20 protein-coding genes are annotated in these 19,174 nt (G+C 63.5%); 14 read left to right on the plus strand and 6 right to left on the minus strand.

The genetic code is table 11. From position 1 onward, the window contains the following. The first annotated feature begins 56 nt into the window (after positions 1 to 56). The 6 genes from SA496_RS17195 to SA496_RS17220 all read left to right on the plus strand — a co-directional run bounded on the left by SA496_RS17195 (position 57) and on the right by SA496_RS17220 (position 4,110). Complete coding sequence (locus SA496_RS17195) at positions 57 to 647, plus strand: septation protein A (RefSeq protein WP_218569231.1); 591 nt, start codon at positions 57 to 59, stop codon at positions 645 to 647. A gap of 8 nt (positions 648 to 655) precedes the next feature. Then, positions 656 to 955, plus strand: coding sequence for a YciI family protein (locus SA496_RS17200; protein ID WP_120650001.1), 300 nt, complete (start codon positions 656 to 658; stop codon positions 953 to 955). Positions 956 to 1,002: 47 nt separating this feature from the next. Then, entirely contained in the window at positions 1,003 to 1,455 is a 453-nt protein-coding gene (locus SA496_RS17205; RefSeq protein ID WP_120650000.1) for a hypothetical protein, read from the plus strand. Positions 1,456 to 1,462: 7 nt separating this feature from the next. After that, positions 1,463 to 2,140 (plus strand): response regulator transcription factor, encoded by a 678-nt coding sequence (locus SA496_RS17210; RefSeq protein WP_330114192.1) that lies wholly within the window; start codon positions 1,463 to 1,465, stop codon positions 2,138 to 2,140. Between the two features lie 147 nt (positions 2,141 to 2,287). Further along, positions 2,288 to 2,698 (plus strand): LTXXQ domain protein, encoded by a 411-nt coding sequence (locus SA496_RS17215; protein ID WP_120649998.1) that lies wholly within the window; start codon positions 2,288 to 2,290, stop codon positions 2,696 to 2,698. Positions 2,699 to 2,784: 86 nt separating this feature from the next. Next, positions 2,785 to 4,110: a sensor histidine kinase gene (locus tag SA496_RS17220; RefSeq protein ID WP_120649997.1), complete on the plus strand. Its 1,326-nt coding sequence runs from the start codon at positions 2,785 to 2,787 to the stop codon at positions 4,108 to 4,110. On the opposite strand, the gene SA496_RS17225 is transcribed toward SA496_RS17220, so the two are convergent. Next, positions 4,111 to 4,668 (minus strand): nitroreductase family protein, encoded by a 558-nt coding sequence (locus SA496_RS17225; RefSeq protein WP_330114193.1) that lies wholly within the window; start codon positions 4,666 to 4,668, stop codon positions 4,111 to 4,113. It lies immediately after the preceding gene. A 242-nt stretch (positions 4,669 to 4,910) separates the two neighbouring features. On the opposite strand from SA496_RS17225, the gene SA496_RS17230 reads away from it, so the two are divergent. Both SA496_RS17230 and SA496_RS17235 read left to right on the plus strand, forming a co-directional pair. Further along, positions 4,911 to 6,365: a TrkH family potassium uptake protein gene (locus SA496_RS17230; protein WP_330114194.1), complete on the plus strand. Its 1,455-nt coding sequence runs from the start codon at positions 4,911 to 4,913 to the stop codon at positions 6,363 to 6,365. A gap of 77 nt (positions 6,366 to 6,442) precedes the next feature. Continuing rightward, a complete protein-coding gene (locus tag SA496_RS17235; protein ID WP_120649994.1) occupies positions 6,443 to 7,897 on the plus strand; it encodes a TrkH family potassium uptake protein in 1,455 nt (484 codons plus the stop codon). A 203-nt stretch (positions 7,898 to 8,100) separates the two neighbouring features. Here SA496_RS17235 and SA496_RS17240 read toward each other — a convergent pair whose 3' ends face one another. Further along, a complete protein-coding gene (locus SA496_RS17240) occupies positions 8,101 to 9,111 on the minus strand; it encodes an AraC family transcriptional regulator (RefSeq protein ID WP_330114195.1) in 1,011 nt (336 codons plus the stop codon). 143 nt (positions 9,112 to 9,254) lie between these two features. Between SA496_RS17240 and SA496_RS17245 the strand changes: the two genes are divergently transcribed. Then, complete coding sequence (locus tag SA496_RS17245) at positions 9,255 to 9,572, plus strand: Mpo1-like protein (protein WP_120649992.1); 318 nt, start codon at positions 9,255 to 9,257, stop codon at positions 9,570 to 9,572. 152 nt (positions 9,573 to 9,724) lie between these two features. Then, positions 9,725 to 11,098 (plus strand): adenylate/guanylate cyclase domain-containing protein, encoded by a 1,374-nt coding sequence (locus SA496_RS17250; protein ID WP_120649991.1) that lies wholly within the window; start codon positions 9,725 to 9,727, stop codon positions 11,096 to 11,098. A 107-nt stretch (positions 11,099 to 11,205) separates the two neighbouring features. Here SA496_RS17250 and SA496_RS17255 read toward each other — a convergent pair whose 3' ends face one another. Beyond that, positions 11,206 to 12,231 (minus strand): glycosyltransferase family 4 protein, encoded by a 1,026-nt coding sequence (locus SA496_RS17255; RefSeq protein WP_153917429.1) that lies wholly within the window; start codon positions 12,229 to 12,231, stop codon positions 11,206 to 11,208. Further along, a complete protein-coding gene (locus SA496_RS17260) occupies positions 12,228 to 13,061 on the minus strand; it encodes a UDP-2,3-diacylglucosamine diphosphatase (RefSeq protein ID WP_120649989.1) in 834 nt (277 codons plus the stop codon). Before SA496_RS17260 ends, SA496_RS17255 begins: the two co-directional genes overlap by 4 nt. Positions 13,062 to 13,191: 130 nt before the next feature. On the opposite strand from SA496_RS17260, the gene SA496_RS17265 reads away from it, so the two are divergent. The 3 genes from SA496_RS17265 to SA496_RS17275 all read left to right on the plus strand — a co-directional run bounded on the left by SA496_RS17265 (position 13,192) and on the right by SA496_RS17275 (position 15,237). After that, a complete protein-coding gene (locus tag SA496_RS17265) occupies positions 13,192 to 13,944 on the plus strand; it encodes an AraC family transcriptional regulator (RefSeq protein WP_120649988.1) in 753 nt (250 codons plus the stop codon). An 82-nt stretch (positions 13,945 to 14,026) separates the two neighbouring features. Further along, entirely contained in the window at positions 14,027 to 14,362 is a 336-nt protein-coding gene (locus tag SA496_RS17270) for a tRNA-binding protein (protein ID WP_120649987.1), read from the plus strand. Continuing rightward, entirely contained in the window at positions 14,359 to 15,237 is an 879-nt protein-coding gene (locus SA496_RS17275) for a DMT family transporter (protein WP_120649986.1), read from the plus strand. Before SA496_RS17270 ends, SA496_RS17275 begins: the two co-directional genes overlap by 4 nt. A gap of 84 nt (positions 15,238 to 15,321) precedes the next feature. On the opposite strand, the gene rfaD is transcribed toward SA496_RS17275, so the two are convergent. Beyond that, positions 15,322 to 16,350 (minus strand): ADP-glyceromanno-heptose 6-epimerase, encoded by a 1,029-nt coding sequence (gene rfaD / locus SA496_RS17280; protein WP_330114196.1) that lies wholly within the window; start codon positions 16,348 to 16,350, stop codon positions 15,322 to 15,324. 87 nt (positions 16,351 to 16,437) lie between these two features. Next, positions 16,438 to 16,722 (minus strand): SelT/SelW/SelH family protein, encoded by a 285-nt coding sequence (locus SA496_RS17285; protein WP_330114197.1) that lies wholly within the window; start codon positions 16,720 to 16,722, stop codon positions 16,438 to 16,440. A gap of 72 nt (positions 16,723 to 16,794) precedes the next feature. Between SA496_RS17285 and SA496_RS17290 the strand changes: the two genes are divergently transcribed. Further along, a complete protein-coding gene (locus SA496_RS17290) occupies positions 16,795 to 18,975 on the plus strand; it encodes a patatin-like phospholipase family protein (protein ID WP_330114198.1) in 2,181 nt (726 codons plus the stop codon). Positions 18,976 to 19,174 lie beyond the last annotated feature (199 nt).

The raw sequence follows: 19,174 nt of genomic DNA on the forward strand, positions 1-19,174 counted from the left end.
TTCGCTAGGGGAATGGTTTGTTATTATGCCGCCACATCCCGCTTCTGGCTGCTGCCGTGAAACAATTCATCGACTTCATCCCGCTTGTCCTCTTCTTCATCGTCTACAAACTGGAACCGCGTGCCGTCGAACTGGCAGGGCACACCTATATGCTAGGCGGTATTTTCAGTGCCACAGCCGTTCTGATAATCAGCTCGGTGATCGTCTATGGCGCCATCTTCCTTCACCAGCGCCGCCTGGAAAAAGGCCAGTGGCTGACTCTGGTCGCCTGCCTGGTCTTCGGCGGCATGACCCTGGCCTTCCACAGCGAGACTTTCCTCAAATGGAAAGCGCCGGTCGTGAACTGGCTTTTCGCCCTGGCCTTCGCCGGCAGCCACTTCATCGGTGACAAACCCCTGATCCAGCGCGTGATGGGCCACGCCCTGAGCCTGCCGCAGGTCATCTGGGTGCGCCTGAACCTGGCCTGGATCTCATTCTTCCTGGTCTGCGGCTTCGCCAACCTTTTCGTGGCTTTCACCTTCCACGAGTTCTGGGTCGACTTCAAAGTCTTCGGCAGCCTCGGCATGACCGTGCTCTTCCTGGTTGGCCAAGGCGTCTACCTGGCCCGTCATATCCATGACGGCGAAACCGAAAAGCCTCAACAATAAGGACTGTCATGCTCTACGCCATCATCGCCACCGACGTTGCCAATTCCCTGGAAAATCGTCTCGCTGCCCGCCCCGCGCACCTCGCACGCCTGGAGCAGCTGAAGGCCGAAGGCCGCATCGTGGTGGCCGGTCCGCACCCTGCGGTCGACAGCAATGATCCGGGCAGTGCAGGTTTTACCGGCAGCCTGATCGTCGCCGAGTTCGACTCCCTCGAGGCGGCCAAGGCCTGGGCCGACGCCGACCCGTATCGCGCCGCCGGCGTCTATGCCGACGTTGTGGTCAAGCCGTTCAAGCAGGTATTCCCCTAAGCCAGCACCTTCTATCAGTCAGCCCCTGCCAGGAAAAAGGAGTTCCCATGCACGTCGGTCAATTGCCCCTGCTGTTAACCGCCGCGCTGCTCTGCAGCCTGGCCCAGGCTGAAGAACTCCAACCTGCAACACCGGAGACGGAAAGCACTCCGGTGATGACGGAAGCTGCCCGAGAGCCCATTGCCGCCAACGACGCCCTGCTCGCCCAGGTCGACCAGTTGCAGCGGCAACTGGCTGAAAGCGAGCGTCTGCGCAACGAACTGACCACCCAGGTCGAAGCTGTCGGCAATGAGCGCGAGAACGCCCAGCTCACCCGGTTGCGTCAGGAAAACCAGCGCCTCAAGCTGCAACTCAAGGAAGCACAGGCCTCGCAAGCGCCGCGCCTGCTGAGCGAGCAACAGACCTGGTTCGCGGTGGGCGGCGGCGTTGCCCTGCTCTCCCTGTTTACCGGCCTGATCGCCCGCGGCGGGCGTCGCCAGCGCCGCCAATGGATCAACTGACCGCACCATGAGTGAACTGCTGCTTATCGATGACGATCAGGAACTCTGCGAGCTCCTGATCAGTTGGCTCAGCCAAGAGGGCTTCGTCGTCCGCGCCTGCCATGACGGCCACTCGGCACGTACCGCCTTGGCGGAGCACGCGCCATCCGCAGTGGTGCTGGATGTGATGCTGCCGGACGGTAGCGGCCTGGAACTGCTCAAGCAGTTGCGCAGCGATCATCCGGATTTGCCCGTCCTCATGCTCTCCGCCCGGGGCGAACCCTTGGACCGCATCCTCGGCCTGGAGCTGGGCGCCGACGACTATCTGGCCAAGCCTTGCGACCCCCGCGAGCTCACCGCCCGCCTGCGCGCCGTGCTTCGCCGCAGCCAGCCGCCGCAACCATCCAGCCAACTGGAGCTGGGCGACCTCTGCTACAGCCCGGCGCGGGGCGTCGTCACCATTGGCAATCACGAGGTGACCCTGACGCTCTCCGAAGGCCGCCTACTCGAAGCCCTGCTGCGTCAACCCGGCGAACCACTGGACAAACAGCAACTGGCGCAGCTGGCGCTCGGCCGCAAGCTGACCCTCTACGACCGTAGCCTGGACATGCATGTCAGCAACCTGCGCAAGAAGCTCGGCCCCCATGCTGACGGGCGCCCTCGCATCCTCGCGCTGCGCAGTCGCGGCTACTACTACAGCGCCTGAGAGTCTGTTTACGATCTCGCGCAGCAGATCGTCATCAGGCTCTGCGTCTTTACCCAGCCTTTACCCACGACTGACCACCCTTGACCTTGCCATCCCTAGACTGGGCACATCCGGCAACCGGCCGGAATCGAGACTAGGAGAACCACCATGCGCAAGACCCTTACCGCCCTGTTGCTCGCCGCTACCCTGCCGACCCTGGCCATGGCCATGCCGGAAGGCGGCCCGCGCCACGAGCGCGGTTTCGGTGGCCACATGTTCAAGGAACTGAACCTGACCCAGGAACAGCGCCATGAGATCGGCAAGCTGATGCGCGACCAGATGAAATCCCGTCACGACATCACTCAGCGCTACCTGGACAAGCTGCCGGCTGCCGAGAAGAAGGCCATGCAGGACGAACTGAAGGCCGCCGAGACCAAGAACCGCGAAGCCATCCGCGCTCAGCTCAAGCCCGATCAGCAGAAGACCTTCGACGACATCCAGAAGAAAATGGAAGAACGTCGCGCTGAACGCGCCGAGTTCGAAGCCTGGAAGGCCGAGAAGGACAAGAAGGCCCAGTAATCGCCTTGCGGCATCCGCCGCAGGCACCGACCACACACCCATCAGGCCAGCCGGCCTGATGGGTTTTGCCGTTCAGGAGCAACCCCGTGCGTTCACTCTTCTGGAGAATCCTGGCCACCCTCTGGCTGGCGCTGGCCCTGGTAGCCGGCCTGTCCATCCTGCTGGGCCGCGCCCTCAACCAGGATGCCTGGATCCTCAGTCACCACCCCACCCTCCAGGGGCTGGCCGAGCGCCTCGTGCAGCGCTATGAAGGGCAAGGCCCGCACGACACGCAGCGATACCTGGAGCACTTCCGTCATCGCGCACGGATCGACATTCAGATACTCAACGACACCGGCCAACCGGTAGTAGAAGGTACGTTCCCTCCGCGTGCTGCGGCCTTCGAGGCCCGCCAGCAGAACTCGCGCCGACTGCCCTGGCGTCGCCTGACCGAGGAATACACCAGCCCAGCCAGCGGCGAGTCCTATCTGCTCATCTACCGCATTCCCTACCGCGAACTGGATGCCTGGCACCGCGGCAGCCTGCTGTGGCCCTTTAGCGCGCTGGGCATCGCCCTGGTAGTACTGACGCTGTTCAGCCTGGCCCTCACCCTGTCCATCACCCGGCCGCTGGACCGCCTTCGCCGCGCCGTACACGACCTCGGCCAGACGGCTTACCAGCAAGACAGCCTGGCGCGCCTGGCACGTCGACGGGATGAGCTAGGCGTTCTGGCCGGCGACTTCAACCGCATGGGGCAACGCCTGCAAGGCTTGATTGGCAGCCAGCGCCAACTCCTGCGCGACGTGTCCCACGAACTGCGCTCGCCACTCGCGCGTCTGCGCATCGCCCTGGCGCTGGCCGAGCGCGCCGAGCCCCATCAACGGGACGCCCTGTGGCCACGCCTGGGCCAGGAATGCGACCGCCTCGAAGCCCTGATCAGCGAAATCCTCGCCCTGGCCCGGCTCGATGCGGAACCTGGCGCTCACCGTCCGATCACAATGCGGCCACTGCTGGAAAAGCTGAAGGACGACGCCCGACTGTTGGCGCCGGACCAGCAAGTCCGCATCGATTGCACCGGCGACCCAAAAGTCGAGGGCTGGCCCGACATGCTGGAACGCGCGCTGGACAACCTGCTGCGCAACGCCCTGCGCTTCAATCCCCTAGGGCAGCCGGTGGAAGTAACGGTCAAGGAACAGGAAGGAAGCCTGGTGATCCAGGTCCGCGACCACGGCCCAGGTGCCGCCAACGAACACCTGGCATTGCTGGGCGAACCCTTCTTCCGCGCCCCCAATCAGACCGGAGCTGGCCATGGCTTGGGACTGGCCATCGCCCGTCGGGCAGTGGAGCGCCACGGCGGCAGCCTGTCCTTGGGCAATCACCCCGAGGGCGGCTTCATCGCCACCCTGGAGTTACCCACTGTATTGAAGGCCTGATCAGCCCCAGGCCTGAACGAAGTCTGCCGAAGCCAGTTCCGGCGGTGCACGGCGCTCACCCTCGACACTGCCCAGGTAGAGGAAACCCACCACCCGCTCGTTCTCGGCCAGCCCGAGGCCGGTGGCGACGGTGCGGTCATACGCCATCTCGCCGGTACGCCAGATGGCCCCCAGTCCAAGCGCATGAGCGGCCAGCAGCATGCCGTGAGCGGCGCAACCGGCCGACAGCAATTGCTCGACTTCCGGCACCTTGTGGCCGGCCTGCAAGGTAGCGATCACCACGACCATCAGGGGTGCCCGCAGCGGCATATTGCGCGCCTTGGTAGTAGCGGCTTCCGACGCCTGGGCATCCTTGGCGAGCACAGCGGACACGAACAGCTCACCGAGCTTCTCGCGACCTTCGCCTTCGATGGTCAGGAAGCGCCAGGGACGCAGATAGCCATGGTCTGGTGCACGCAAGGCCGCGCGGAACAGCACCTCGCGCTGGGCGGCGTCCGGGGCGGGTGCCTGCAGGCGAGCCAGGGATACGCGGTTAAGCAGAGCGTCGAGAGCCTCCATCGGCCACCTCCATAAATCAGGGAGCCGGCATTCTAGCCGATAACGCGACTCAGTCCCGGATCTGCGGTAATCAGTCTGACTTCCAGCGATGGCAACAGTCCATCGAACACTACGTACCTGGAACCGCGCAAGGGCAACTATCCAGTTCTGCACCAGCTCCCTGAAGCGGCTTTGATCTGGGCGTTTCAGGGGGGGCAAAGGCCGGATAGAATGCCGCGTCCGAACACCGTCCAGAGAGCTCCATGTCCCTGCCGACACTGCGCACTATCGGCTTCATCATCGGCCTGTTTCTCATCACGCTGGCAGTGAGCATGGTCATTCCCATGCTCACTCTCCTGCTCTTCGAGCGCACCGACGACATCTTCGCCTTCCTCTGGTCGAGCCTGATCACCTTCGTCGTCGGCCTGGCACTGGTCGGTCCCGGACGCCCGGAACACATCAACCTGCGGCCGCGCGACATGTACATGCTGACCACGGCGAGCTGGGTCATCGTCTGCTGCTTCGCGGCACTGCCCATGGTGCTGATCCAGCACATCAGCTACACGGACTCGTTCTTTGAGACCATGTCCGGCATCACAACAACCGGTTCCACAGTGCTCACCGGCCTGGACCATGCTTCGCCTGGTCTGCTGATCTGGCGCTCCATGCTGCATTGGCTTGGCGGTATCGGCTTCATCGGCATGGCGGTGGCGATTCTGCCGCTGCTGCGGGTCGGCGGCATGCGCCTGTTCCAGACCGAGTCATCCGACTGGGGCGAGAAAGTCATGCCACGCTCACACATGGTGGCCAAGTACATCGTGCTGATCTACACCGGGCTGACCATCCTCGGGACCGTCGCATTCTGGCTCGCCGGCATGACGCCATTCGAGGCCGTCAACCACTCGATGTCGCTGATTTCCACCGGCGGCTTCTCCACCTCCGACGCCTCGCTGGCCAACTGGAGGCAACCCGCTGTGCACTGGGTGGCAGTGGTGGTGATGATACTTGGCAGCCTGCCCTTCACGTTGCTCGTCGCCACGCTGCGCGGCAACCGTACCGCCTTGCTGCGCGATCACCAGGTCCACGGCTTCGTCGGTTTCCTGGTGGTCACCTGGCTATTTGTCGGTACGTGGCTTTGGGCCAACTCCGACAACGCCTGGCTCGACGCCGTAAGGATCGTTGCACTGAACGTTACCTCGGTCGTCACGACGACGGGGGTGGCGCTTGGCGACTACACCCTCTGGGGCAGTTTCTCGGTGCTGCTGTTCTTCTACCTGACCTTCGTCGGCGGCTGTTCGGGCTCAACGGCCGGTGGACTGAAGATCTTCCGCTTCCAGGTGGCCTGGCAATTGCTGATGGCCAACCTGCAACAACTTGTGCACCCGCGCGCGGTGATCAAGCAGCAGTACAACGGCCATAACCTCGACGACGACATCGTCCGTTCGCTGATCACCTTCTCGTTCTTCTTCACCACCACCATTGCCGTAATCGCTCTCGGCCTCTGCCTGCTGGGCCTGGACTGGGTCACCGCCCTTACCGGAGCCGCCACGGCGGTGTGCAACGTCGGACCGGGCCTGGGGCCCATCATTGGACCGGTGGGCAACTTCTCCACCCTGCCGGATTCGGCCAAATGGCTGCTGACCATCGGCATGCTGCTCGGCCGTCTCGAGATTCTCACGGTACTGGTGCTGTTCACACCGAAGTTCTGGCGGCACTGAAGCCGTCATGCCCGGTTTTACAGGATGCGGCGCAGGGTTAGAATTGCGCCTTTCGCCCCTTGTCTGAAGCGGACCCCATGGCCCTGCCGACACTTCGCATCATCGGCTTTCTCAACGGTATCTTCCTGATCACCCTGGCGGTCAGCATGGCCATTCCCGTGCTGACACTGGTGACCTACGACCGCACAGGCGACATCAATTCCTTTGTCTGGTCGAGCTTGATCACCTTCATCGCGGGACTGGCGCTGATCATTCCCGGGCGCCCCGAACACGTCCACCTGCGCCCTCGCGACATGTACCTCCTGACAGTGTCGAGTTGGATCGTCGTTTGCGTTTTCGCGGCCCTGCCCTTCCTGTTCACCCAGCGCATCAGCTACACCGACGCCTGGTTCGAGAGCATGTCCGGCATCACCGCCACTGGCGCCACGGTACTGAGTGGCCTGGACAACATGTCGCCAGGCATCCTCATCTGGCGCTCGCTGCTGCACTGGCTCGGGGGCATTGGCTTCATCGGCATGGCGGTAGCGATCCTGCCACTGCTGCGCATTGGTGGCATGCGCCTGTTCCAGACCGAATCGTCCGACCGCTCGGACAAGGTCATGCCGCGCTCCCACATGGTGGCCAAATACATCGTCGCCATTTACGTGGGCTTCACATTGATTGGCTCCCTGGCCTTCTGGGCCGCCGGTATGAGCCTGTTCGATGCGGTCAACCACGCCATGTCGGCTATCGCCACCGGCGGATTCTCCACGTCCGATCAGTCCCTGGCCAAGTGGGACGCGCCGGCGGTGCACTGGGTAGCGGTGGTCGTGATGATCCTCGGCAGCCTGCCCTTCATGCTCTACGTGTCGGTCCTGCGGGGAAATCGCAAGGCCCTGATCAAGGATGAACAGGTACGCGGCTTCATCGCCCTGCTGCTTGCGACATGGCTGGTGCTAGGCACCTGGTACTGGCTGACCACCGAACTTCACTGGCTGGATGCGCTGCGCCACGTGGCGGTGAACACCACATCCATCCTCACCACTACCGGTTTCGCCCTGGGCGACTACAGCCTCTGGGGCAACTTCTCACTGATGTTGTTCTTCTACCTGGGCTTCGTCGGCGGCTGCTCCGGCTCCACCGCCGGCGGCATCAAGATCTTCCGATTCCAGGTCGCCTACATCCTGCTGAAAGCCAACCTGACGCAACTGGTGCATCCGCGCGCGGTGATCAAGCAGAGCTACAACGGCCACCGGCTGGACGAAGATATCGTCCGCTCGATCCTGACCTTCTCGTTCTTCTTCACTCTAATCATTTGCGCCATCGCCCTGGGCCTTTCGCTGATGGGGCTGGACTGGATCACCGCACTCACCGGCGCCGCGGCGACGGTTTCCGGCGTAGGCCCCGGGCTGGGCGAGATCATTGGCCCGGCGGGCAACTTTTCCAGCCTGCCGGACGGCGCCAAGTGGCTGCTGACCCTCGGCATGCTGATGGGCCGCCTGGAGATCCTCACCGTCCTGGTCCTGCTCACGCCTTATTTCTGGCGGCACTGAGGCTCAGTGCGCTAGCGGTTTAACTGTAGGAGCGATTTCAATCGCGAATGAATTCGCTCCCACAGGCTTTCGTAGGTTGGTGCGGGCGGCGTTCCGCTAGAGCGCAGCGAAAGGCAACGCTTCGGCGCCTGTAACTGACTGCGTTGGGCCTCATAGACTCGGACCAACCCACGGGGCCGCTAATTTCCCACGGCGGGCGCGGATCAGACCTCTTCCAGGCGCGCTCGGTATTCTCCCGGTGTGCTGTCGAACCAGCGGCGGAAGGCACGGAAGAAGTTGCTCGGATCAGCGAAACCCAACAGGTAGGCAATCTCCAGCAAGGTCAGGTTTGCCTGTGCCAGGTACTGCTCGGCCAGCTCGCGGCGCGTGTCGTCCAGCAGTTGCTGGAAGCTCACACCCTCTTCCTGCAAGCGCCGTTGCAGGGTGCGTTGCGAAAAGTGCATCAGGCTCGCAACCACCTCGCGCTTGGGCTCGCCCTGGGGCAACATGCGGCAAAGCACCTGCCGCACCTGGTGGGTGACGCGGGTACCGGAGAAGCGCGCCAGGTAGTCACCGGCGAAGCGATCGTGTAGCTGGGCCAGAGATTCGTTCGCGGTGGGCAATGGCGTATCCATGTCAGCGCGACTGAACAGCAAGGCGCAGTGCTCGGCATTGAAACGCAACGGGGCCTGAAACACCTGGCGATAGGGTTCGAGGTCCGTGGGCGCCGGCCCCTGGAAACGAATCTCCAGCGGGTTGATCGGTCGCCCGGTCATCCACCGGCAGAATGCCAGGCAATAAGCCATGGACGCCTCGGCGCTCTGCCGCGCCGGCGGCAGCCGATCGCCATGGATCGACAGCCGCAGCTCGTAGCCTTCCGGCGTGCCGCCGAAGCTGAGGTCGGCGCCCTCGGCGATGATTCGCTGGTAGCGCACCAGCCGCGCGAACCCCTCCTTGAGAGTACGGCTGGACATCAGCGCATAGCCGACCACGTGGAAGGATGCCGGCCGTACGACCTTGGCCATGTTCAGGCCGATGGCCGGATTACCGGACAGCTCGACCGCGCGCAACCAGAGGCGTGTCATGCCGTCCTGGGGGAAACGGGCGTCAGGATCATTCAAGGCCTGGTAGTCGAGACCGAGTTCGGGAAACAGGTTGCGGCAGTCCACACCGCCCATTTCCAGGGCCTGGACTATCCCCAGGGCCCAGCTCGAAGAAGTCGTGCGTTCGCTCATGGCGCCTTCTTGTTCTGAAGTTCAAGGCAGCCGCCAGCAGGGCGGCGTGCCGGCAAGGATACTAAAGTGGCGCCCATTGTCACTGGCCCCCGGAGACAGCCGTCCTACACTGCTCCAGACAACAAGAACCTGGAGCAGCCAACATGCCCGCCGAGTCCGTCCATCGCTTCCAAAGCTTCGCCGAGTTCTACCCCTACTACCTGCAGGAACACAGCAACGACACCTGCCGCCGTCTCCACTACGTCGGCAGCCTGCTGGTGCTCAGCATCCTCGGCTATGCACTGGCTACCCAGCAGTGGATCTGGCTGCTGGCCATTCCCTTCGCCGGCTACGGCTTTGCCTGGGTTGGCCACTTCGTCTTCGAGAAGAACAAGCCGGCCACGTTCAAGTATCCGCTTTACAGCTTCATGGGCGACTGGGTGATGCTGAAGGACGCGCTGACCGGGCGCATCCGTTTCTGAGCCCGGAAACTCGGAGGGACTGGCGCCAGCTTGGCCGCCAGTCCCTCGCTTGGTTATGATCCCGCACCAGCCAAAGCCATGGCCCAGGACTTGCAGCATTTCGCTAACGCTGCAAACCCGCGTCAAGAAAGCACCAGGGACAGACCCAAGCCATGAAGCCTGCCATGCTCGATCCTTCCACAGCGACGCCCGTCCTGCGTGAGTACTACTCGCGTGTGCTGGCCTATATGGCCATCGCCGCCAGCATCGCTGCCGGCACCTCAGTCCAGCATTTCGGCTTCGACATCCTCTGGATGGTGCCCTACGCCCTGCTCTATCCACACCTGGCCCACCATCTGAGCCTGCGCTTCCCAGGCAAGCGCACGGACCGCATCCTCCTCGGCATCGACACCTTCCACGCTGGCGCCGCCGTCGCCCTGCTCGGTTTTTCCGTCGTGCCTACGCTGATGGTCGTGCTGACCCTCTGCTTCAGCGCCATGATCCTCGGCGGGCTGCGCCAGATGGCCCTCGTGCTGGGCGGTTCACTGATCAGCATGACCCTCGTCGGCCTGGCGCTGCAGCCGGCCATCAAGGGCGGCACCCCAGCCCTGGTGTCCGTGGTCAGCGTGTTTTTCACCACTCTTTACATCTGCATCACGGCCTATTTCGTGCACCAGCAGGGCCTGCGCCTGGCCCAGGCACGCAGTGAGATCAAGCGCGAGCAGGAAAAGGCGGCGCGACTGGCCCGCAACCTCGCCAAATACTTGTCGCCCCAGGTTTGGGAAATGATCTTCAGCGGCAAGAAGAGCGTGCGCCTGGAGACTCAGCGCAAAAAGCTCAGCGTGTTTTTCTCCGACATCAAGGGCTTCACCGAGCTCTCCGAGGAACTCGAAGCCGAAGCCCTGACGGACCTGCTCAACAACTACCTCAACGACATGTCGAAGATCGCCCTCAAGTACGGCGGCACCATCGACAAATTCGTCGGCGACAGCGTCATGGTGTTCTTCGGCGACCCCTCCACCCAAGGCGCCAAGAAGGATGCCGTGGCAGCCGTCTCCATGGCGGTGGCAATGCGCAAGCACATGAAGGTTCTACGCCAGCAGTGGCGCGCCCAGGGCATCACCAAGCCGCTGGAAATCCGCATGGGCATCAACACCGGCTACTGCACCGTGGGCAACTTCGGCGCGGACACGCGCATGGACTACACCATCATCGGTCGCGAAGTGAACCTGGCCAGCCGCCTGGAAACCGCGTCGGAAGCTGGCGAGATCCTTATTTCCCACGAGACCTACTCGCTGGTGAAAGACGTGATCATGTGCCGCGACAAGGGCCAGATAAACGTCAAGGGCTTCACCCGTCCGGTGCAGATCTACCAGGTGGTGGATTTCCGTCGCGACCTGGGCGCCGCCTCCAGCTACGTCGAGCACGAACTGCCCGGCTTCTCCATGTACCTGGATACCAACAGCATCCAGAACTACGACAAGGCCAAGGTCATCCAGGCCCTGCAACTGGCCGCGGAAAAACTGCGGGACAAGATCATTCCCTGATTAATCACCAACTTGTAGGGGCGAACTCATTCGCCAAGCAGGCCGAAGGTCTGCCCATAGAGTTTGAAAGGGAGCAGCTGCGCTGCCCTTGGCGAATGAATTCGCCCCTACAGTTCGGGAACCGCGTCCGGGAAAGATTCGCCATCCAGTAATGGTTGCCGCGCCAGGAATTCCAGGGCCGACGCCCGCCAGGAAAGCCGTCCCGCCCTCTCAGCGCATAGTTCGCGATCCAGCTCCAGCGCTGCCAGGCAGGCCGTTTGCAAGTCTTCGTCCATGCAACCGGTCGTGCCGGACTCCAGCACATCCAGCGGACCGGCCACCGGAAAGGCCGCCACCGGCGTGCCGCAGGCCAGGGCTTCGAGCATCACCAGGCCATAGGTATCGGTCAGCGAGGGAAACACCAGGACGCTGGCCTGGGCATAAAAGCGCGCCAACTCCTCGCCCTGGCGGAAACCAAAGAAGCGCGCAGCGGGATAGCGCGATTCAAGCTCGCGCCGCAACGGGCCGTCTCCTACCACCCATTTCTCGCCAGGCAAATCCAGTCCGAGGAATGCCTCGACGTTCTTCTCCGTGGCCAGTCGGCCAACGTAGAGGAACACCGGCATCTCCGGCTGGGGCAACGCCACGGGACGAAACAGCGCCGTGTCCACGCCCTTGCGCCACAAGTTGAGCCAGACCAGGCCATGTTCGGCGAACGTCTCGCGCATGCGCTCGGTAGTCACCAGTACCGCCTGGCTGGGACGGTGGAACTGGCGCAGGAAGGCATAGCCCCAGGAGAGGGGCAGCCAGGGCCAGCGGCCATGAACGTATTCAGGGAAACGCGTGTGGATAGCGCTGGAAAAGGCCAATCCGCGCTTGACCAGCCAGTGCCTTGCGGCCCAGCCGAGAGGCCCTTCGGTGGCCAGGTGCACACAGTCGGGCTGGAACGCCTCGATCATCGGCCCCACCCGCCAAAGGTCCCAGGCCAGAGGGATTTCCGGATAGCTCGGACAGGGCCGGCAACGAAACCCCTGGGGAGACAGCAACAGCACTTGGTGCCCAAGGCCTTCCAGTTCTCCCACCAGCGCCTGCAGGCTGGTGACCACGCCATTCACTTGGGGCAACCAGGCATCGCTGACGATCAGTATCCTCATGCCGCCGGCTCGACCAGCCCCACGGCGCGCTCTTCCAGCTCCCGCGCCTGGGCGTCAGCCAGTCGGTAGAGTTCGATGCTGCCGTCCCAGTGCTCGATCAGTGCCGTGCAGGACTCCACCCAATCACCGCAGTTCAGGTACTCCACCCCACCCACCTTGCGGATTTCCGCGTGGTGGATGTGGCCGCAGACCACGCCATCCAGGCCACGCTTGACGCATTCGTGGGCGATGGCCTCCTCGAAGTCGCTGATGAAGTTCACCGCGCTCTTCACCTTGTGCTTGAGGTAGGCCGACAGCGACCAGTAGCCGTATCCCCAACGCTCGCGCCAGTGGTTGAGCCAACGGTTCAGGGTAAGGGTGAACTCATAGGCGGAATCACCGAGAAATGCCAGCCACTTGTGGTAGCGAGTGATCACGTCGAACTGGTCGCCGTGGATCACCAGCATGCGGCGGCCATCGGCGGTCTCGTGTACCGCCTCGTCCACCAGCTGGATGTTGCCCAGCATCAGTGCCGAGTAGCGCCGCAGGAATTCGTCGTGGTTGCCGGTGACGTAGATCACCTCCGTGCCACGCTTGCTCATGGTCAGCAGGCGGCGGATCACGTTGGTGTGCGCCTGTGGCCAGTAAATGCCGCCCCTGAGCTTCCAGCCATCGATGATGTCACCGACCAGATAGATTCGGTCGGCGTGGTACTGCTTGAGGAAGCGCGCCAGGTGCTCGGCCTGGCAGTCGCGGGTGCCCAGGTGGACATCGGAGATCCACAGGGTACGCACGCGTTGCTTGCGCGGCTTGGTCTTGTTGACGGGTTCCAGGCGTTCGACGCTGCTCATGGGCGACCTCCGGCGGGGTTTCGCCGATGGTGAGCTTTCGCGGTGAACCGGGAATGAACGCTAGGTTGCAGGCCTGTGACAGGCGCCGCGCAACAGGGAGTAGAATGGCCGCCTGCCCGAGGTAAGCGCCATGCATTCGATCCTGTCCCTGCGCCAGTACAACCACGACCTGCTGGTCCACAGCCATGACTACGCCCAACTGGTATTTGGCCTGACGGGCAGTCTGGACTTCGAAGTGGATGGTCTCGGCGCAAGGGTCGAGCGCCAGACCCTGGCGGTGGTACCGCCCGAAGCCAGGCACGCCTGCGGCAGCCCGGGTGGCAGCCTCTGCCTGGTTGTAGATGTGCCCGACGACGACTGGCTGCGGCACACCCTGGGCCGTCATTTCGATGCCGGCCGACGCTTGCTGGAGCGCCCAGGTGCGCTGAACCTGAACCCGGCCCAAAGTCAGCTGGTCAGCTGGATCGCCGCCTGCCCCCTGGCCGATGAAGTGATTTCTGGCCAATCCGCCGGATTGCTGCTGGCCAGCCTCGCCGCTCCCGGCATGCAAGTGGAGGACAGCAGTGTCCTACCCCTGGTCGCACTCGACGCCCATATCGACCAGCATGCCGCCCACCCCTTGCAAGTCGCCGATCTGGCGCGCCTCTGCGGCCTTTCGGTGGCACGTTTCCACACCCGTTTTCTCAGCGAAACCGGGCAAACGCCCATGGACTACGTGCGCGCCCGGCGTCTTCATCTCGGCCGCCAACTGCTGCTGGAAAGCCGTCTGGCCGTGGGCGAGATCGCTGCACGAGTCGGTTACAGTTCCCAGAGCGCCTTCACCGCGGCCCTCTCCCGCGAATTCGGTCTCACCCCTCGTGCCCTGCGCAGTGGTCGCGAGTAACGCGACAAAGCCCGCGAGCCTGACGACAGACAAGGCCGTTCGTCGTCACTAGACTGGTGCGACTGCCAACAGGGAGAACCCTATGTCCACCATCGAATGGGCCGACTTCGAGCGCGTCGAGTTGCGCGTCGGCACTGTATTGTCCGCCGCCCTCAACACCAAGGCGATCAAACCGGCCTACGTGCTGGAAGTGGACCTGGGCGAACTCGGCGTGAAAACCTCCAGCGCCCAGATCACCGCCCATTACCAGTCTGAAGAGCTGGTCGGCCGCCAAGTGCTCTGCGTCTGCAACTTCGCGCCCAAGCGCATCGCCGGCATCCGTTCGGAGATTCTCGTCACGGGTGTGCATGACGACGAGAACAAGGTGGTGTTGGCCAGCTTCGACAAGCCGCTGCCCAACGGGGCACGCTTGGCATGAAGGAGCGTAACGCGTTGCTGGCCATTCACCTGGGCGCCTTGCTGTTCGGGCTTTCGGGCATCTTTGGCAAGCTCGCCAATACCGCGCCGATGATCATCACCTTCGGTCGCGGGCTGTTCGCTGTGATCGCCCTGGCGCTCTTCGCCCAGCTCATCACGCGTGGCAAGAGCCCGAATCCAAGCCTGCGCCAACTGGCCATGCTGGCGCTCGGCGGCCTGCTGCTGGGCGCTCACTGGATCACCTTCTTCCACGCGGTGCAGGTGGCCGGAGTGGCCATCGCTACCCTTGGCTTCGCCAGCTTCCCGGCCTTCACCCTGCTGCTGGAAGGGTTGCTGTTCCGCGAGCGCATTCGCGTCCAGGAATTTCTGATAGTCGCCCTGGTAAGCCTGGGCCTGGTGCTGGTAACGCCCAGCTTCGACTGGGGCAGCGCGGCCACCCTGGGTCTGTTGTCGGCGATTCTTTCGGGCCTGCTGTTCTCGCTGCTGTCACTCCTCAATCGCGTCAGCGTGAAAGGCCTGGACCCGGTGAAGGCGGCGCTCTGCCAGAACCTGACCATTGTGTTGTGCCTGGCGCCCTTCAGTTGGCCACTGCTACATGCGGTGCAGCCAATGGACTGGTTCTGGATCGCCCTGCTCGGGGTGTTCTGCACCGGCCTCGCCCATAGCCTGTTCGTCGCCAGCCTCAAGGTGCTGAAGGCGCGTACCACGGCGGTCATCTTCGCCCTGGAGCCGGTCTACGGCATCGCCTTCGCCTGGTGGTTGTTCGACGAGCAGCCCGGTCTGCGCATGCTGGCCGGCGGCGCGCTGATCATCTTCGCCATCGCCCTGTCGGCGCGCAAAGGTGCGGCTGTCGAGGCAAAGCCCGCTACAGCCTGAGGATCGCGGAACTGGGCGGGCGAGCGCTACCCGCAGCCTGCCGTCTGGGGAATGGCAACACCCGCCCGGTTCCGCGAAACACGTTCAGGCAGCCTGCCCCACTTCCGGCAGCCCGCCGCCCGATTCCTGTTCCAGCAACCAGCGGCAATAGCGTTCCACGCCCTGCTGCACGTCCAGCATCGGCTGACGGAAGCCGGTTTGGCGCAAGCGGCTGATATCGGCCTGGGTGAAACACTGGTACTTACCGCGCAGGGCATCGGGAAACTCGCTGTAGGACAGCAGGCCTTGCTCGCACATCGCCGACAGGCTGAGCGGCGGCAGGCCTTCATCGGCGCGCAAGGCGTTGACCATGCTCCAGGCCACATCATTGAATGGCTGGGCCCGTCCGCTGCCGAGATTGAAGATGCCGGAGCGCTGTGGCTGGTCGAGAAAGTGCAGGTTCACCCGCGCCACGTCCTCCACTGAAACGAAGTCCCGCAGGTGCTCGCCGCCACCATAGCCTTCGTAAGTACCGAACAGGCTGACCTTGCCGCTCGCGCGGTACTGTCGAAAGCAGTGAAAGGCCACCGATGCCATTCGCCCCTTGTGGCACTCGCGCGGGCCGTAGACGTTGAAGTAGCGCAGGCCAACCACCTGGCTGCGTGCCTTTGGTAGCAAGCGCCGCACTCGCTGGTCGAAGAGGAACTTGGAATAGCCGTAGACGTTCAGCGGCCGTTCCGCCTCGCGTTCCTCGCGGAAGACTCGATTTCCACCGTAGACAGCTGCCGACGACGCATAGATGAAGGGCACGCCCTGGGCCAGGCAGGCCTCCAGCAGCTCGCAGCTGTAGCGATAGTTGTTGTCCATCATGAAGCGTCCATCGCCTTCCATGGTGCTGGAGCAGGCACCCTGGTGGAACACTGCGCTCGGCCGACTCAGACGCCCCTCGCGCAGAAGCGGGAGCAGATCCCGCTTGTCCAGGTAGTCGGCGATCTCGCCATCGGCAAGGTTGCGGAACTTGTCGCCCTCGGTCAGATCGTCGACGGCGATGATGTCGGTCTCACCGCGGCCGTTGAGTGCCTGAACCAGGTTGCTACCGATGAAGCCGGCTGCACCGGTGACGATGATGCTCATGACGGACTGCCTCCACAAAGATGGAAATGCCGTCAGGCTATGCCTCGAAAGGCGCCATCCCGTTGATCTGAGGCAAACGCGGAAGGATCAGGAACGGTCGTTGTGACCGAGGTCCCGCGCCGGGTCGATCTGGTCACGCACACGCTGCTTGAGCACCTTCGCCTCGGGGAAACCGTCATCGACCTTGCGCTCCCAGATCTGCACGCCGTCGCAGGTAATACGGAACACGCCGCCGGTGCCAGGCTCCAGGCTCACCCTGCCGAGGTCGTCGCCGAAGGTGCTGAGCAGTTCCTGGGCCAGCCAGGCGGCACGCAACAGCCATTGGCACTGGGTGCAGTAGGTGATGACGATTTCGGGCTTGCTTGCGGACATGGCTGGGCTCGGCGACAGGTTGGACGCCCTATAATAGCCGGCTTCGGATCTTCGCCTGACCAGGGATGCGTTATGCGCCGCCTTCTGCTTTGCCTGCTGTTTTTCCCCCTCCTTTGCCTCGCCCAGCCCGAACCTCGCATCGGTCTGGTGCTCTCCGGCGGCGCCGCCCGCGGCCTTGCCCATATCGGCGTACTCAAGGCGTTGGAAGAACAGGGCATCAAGGTCGACGCCATCGCCGGCACCAGTATGGGGGCGGTCATCGGCGGGCTATATGCTGCTGGCTACCCGGTGGAGGAGCTGGAGCAGATCGCCGTCAACATGGACTGGCAGCGAGCGCTGTCCGACGACCCGCCGCGCCAGGAAGTCCCCTTCCGCCGCAAGCAGGACGACCGTGATTTCCTGGTCAAGCAACGCCTGAGCTTCCGCGACGACGGCAGCCTCGGCCTGCCGCTGGGTGTGATCCAGGGCCAGAACCTCGCCCTGCTGCTGGAGAGCTTGCTGGTACACACCAGCGACACTCGCGATTTCGACCAGTTGGCCATTCCCTTCCGCGCTGTCGCCACGGACATTGCCACCGGCGAGAAGGTGGTATTCCGCAAGGGCCACCTGCCACAGGCGATCCGCGCCAGCATGTCGATACCCGCAGTTTTCGCCCCGGTGGAAGTGAACGGGCGACTGCTGGTGGACGGCGGCATGGTGGATAACATCCCGGTGGACGTGGCGCGCGAGATGGGCGTGGACCGCGTGATCGTGGTCGACATCGGAACGCCGCTGCGCTCACGCAAGGAACTGGCCACGGTGGTGGACGTCCTCAACCAGTCGGTCACCCTGATGACCCGCACCAACTCCGAAGCCCAGCTGGCCACGCTCGAGCCCACTGACGTTCTCATCCAGCCGCCGCTGGCCGGCTACGGCGCCACCGATTTCGGCCGATCCCACGAGATGATCGACGCTGGCTACCGGGCCACACAGATACTCGCCACCCGGCTGACCGAGCTGCGCCCCCTGTCAGCCAGTCGCGACCAGGAACTGGACAGCGCGCGCCTGCCCAGTGAGCGCACGCCGGTGATCCGCAGCATCCTCATCGAGAACGACTCGAAGATCGGGGACGCGGTCATCCGTCGCTACATTCGCCAGCCCCTGGGCCAACCTCTGGATCTCGACCGTCTGCAGAGCGACATGAGTACCCTGTATGGCCTGGACTACTTCGAGCAGGTGCATTACCGGGTGGTCAAGCGCAAGGACGGCAATGCCCTGGTAATTAATGCACGCGGCAAGCGCGCCGGGACCGACTACCTGCGCCTGGGCCTGAACCTTTCTGACGACATGCGTGGCGACAGCGCCTACAACCTGGGTGCCAGCTACCGCAAGAACGGCATCAACGAACTGGGCGCCGAATGGCTGACGCGTCTGCAACTGGGCGACCACCAGGAGCTCTATAGCGAGTTCTACCAACCGCTGGACGCCGGCTCGCGCTATTTCGTCGCCCCCTATCTGTTCGGCGAGGCACAGAACGTCGAAGCCATCCTCGACAACGACCCCATCGCCGAATACCGCCTGGAGCGCTACGGCTACGGCCTCAACCTGGGCCGGCAGATTGCCAACAACGGTGAAATCCGTTTCGGCGTCGGCCAGGCCTGGGGCCAGGCGGATGTGCGGGTGGGCGAGCGCGACCTGCCCAGCTTCGAGTTCACCGAGGGCTACTACGAGCTGAAGTACTCCTTCGACACCCTGGACAATGTGGACTACCCCCACGAAGGTGAGGACATCAGCCTGACCCTGCGCCAGTTCGATCCCGGCCTGGGTTCCGACGAGCGCTATCGGCAGTGGCAGCTGAGCCTCGACAAGGCGCTGGGCGCAGGTCCGGACACCTTCGTCCTTGGTGGCCGCTACGGTCGTACCCTGGATGATGCCGAAGTGATCACGTCGAGCTTCCTTCTGGGCGGTGCACGCCAGCTCTCGGGATTTCGCCAGGACTCCATCGCAGGACAGAACATCGGTCTGGCGCGGGCGGTCTACTACCGCCGCCTGACCCAGCGCTCCTTCCTGCCGCTGGACTTCCCGGTGTATGTCGGCGGTAGCCTGGAGCGTGGCCGGGCCTGGAACAACGACAACAGCTTCGACAGCGGCTACATCAACGCCGCCAGCGTGTTCATCAGCTTCGACACTCCCTTGGGGCCCCTGGACTTCAGCTACGGCCTGAATGACGAAGCCGAACGCGCGCTCTACCTCAATCTCGGCCGAGTGTTTTGATGAGCTGTCGCAGGTTGGCGCAGAGCGCGGCGAAGCCCAACATTGCAAGCCTCGGCTTCGCGTGTCGGGCCTCGCACAGCTCAGCCACAACCGACAAGAGCTGACTGCGCGAATGGAAATAACCAAATGACCTTTTAGTATTAAAAGCCCATAAGGCCATCAGCTATAGTCGCCCGCTCACACTGCCTAGAAGGAACGC

It is taken from the genome of Pseudomonas sp. JS3066 (assembly GCF_036328175.1).
Lineage (GTDB): Bacteria > Pseudomonadota > Gammaproteobacteria > Pseudomonadales > Pseudomonadaceae > Metapseudomonas.

Bases quoted from the DNA above. Each gene is read 5' to 3' on its own strand.
- SA496_RS17200 (WP_120650001.1), top strand. From the start codon at position 656: ATGCTCTACGCCATCATCGCCACCGACGTTGCCAATTCCCTGGAAAAT.
- SA496_RS17205 (WP_120650000.1), top strand. From the start codon at position 1,003: ATGCACGTCGGTCAATTGCCCCTGCTGTTAACCGCCGCGCTGCTCTGC.
- SA496_RS17210 (WP_330114192.1), top strand. From the start codon at position 1,463: ATGAGTGAACTGCTGCTTATCGATGACGATCAGGAACTCTGCGAGCTC.
- SA496_RS17215 (WP_120649998.1), top strand. From the start codon at position 2,288: ATGCGCAAGACCCTTACCGCCCTGTTGCTCGCCGCTACCCTGCCGACC.
- SA496_RS17225 (WP_330114193.1), bottom strand. From the start codon at position 4,668: ATGGAGGCTCTCGACGCTCTGCTTAACCGCGTATCCCTGGCTCGCCTG.
- SA496_RS17230 (WP_330114194.1), top strand. From the start codon at position 4,911: ATGTCCCTGCCGACACTGCGCACTATCGGCTTCATCATCGGCCTGTTT.
- SA496_RS17235 (WP_120649994.1), top strand. From the start codon at position 6,443: ATGGCCCTGCCGACACTTCGCATCATCGGCTTTCTCAACGGTATCTTC.
- SA496_RS17240 (WP_330114195.1), bottom strand. From the start codon at position 9,111: ATGAGCGAACGCACGACTTCTTCGAGCTGGGCCCTGGGGATAGTCCAG.
- SA496_RS17245 (WP_120649992.1), top strand. From the start codon at position 9,255: ATGCCCGCCGAGTCCGTCCATCGCTTCCAAAGCTTCGCCGAGTTCTAC.
- SA496_RS17250 (WP_120649991.1), top strand. From the start codon at position 9,725: ATGAAGCCTGCCATGCTCGATCCTTCCACAGCGACGCCCGTCCTGCGT.
- SA496_RS17255 (WP_153917429.1), bottom strand. From the start codon at position 12,231: ATGAGGATACTGATCGTCAGCGATGCCTGGTTGCCCCAAGTGAATGGC.
- SA496_RS17260 (WP_120649989.1), bottom strand. From the start codon at position 13,061: ATGAGCAGCGTCGAACGCCTGGAACCCGTCAACAAGACCAAGCCGCGC.
- SA496_RS17265 (WP_120649988.1), top strand. From the start codon at position 13,192: ATGCATTCGATCCTGTCCCTGCGCCAGTACAACCACGACCTGCTGGTC.
- SA496_RS17270 (WP_120649987.1), top strand. From the start codon at position 14,027: ATGTCCACCATCGAATGGGCCGACTTCGAGCGCGTCGAGTTGCGCGTC.
- SA496_RS17275 (WP_120649986.1), top strand. From the start codon at position 14,359: ATGAAGGAGCGTAACGCGTTGCTGGCCATTCACCTGGGCGCCTTGCTG.
- rfaD (WP_330114196.1), bottom strand. From the start codon at position 16,350: ATGAGCATCATCGTCACCGGTGCAGCCGGCTTCATCGGTAGCAACCTG.
- SA496_RS17285 (WP_330114197.1), bottom strand. From the start codon at position 16,722: ATGTCCGCAAGCAAGCCCGAAATCGTCATCACCTACTGCACCCAGTGC.
- SA496_RS17290 (WP_330114198.1), top strand. From the start codon at position 16,795: ATGCGCCGCCTTCTGCTTTGCCTGCTGTTTTTCCCCCTCCTTTGCCTC.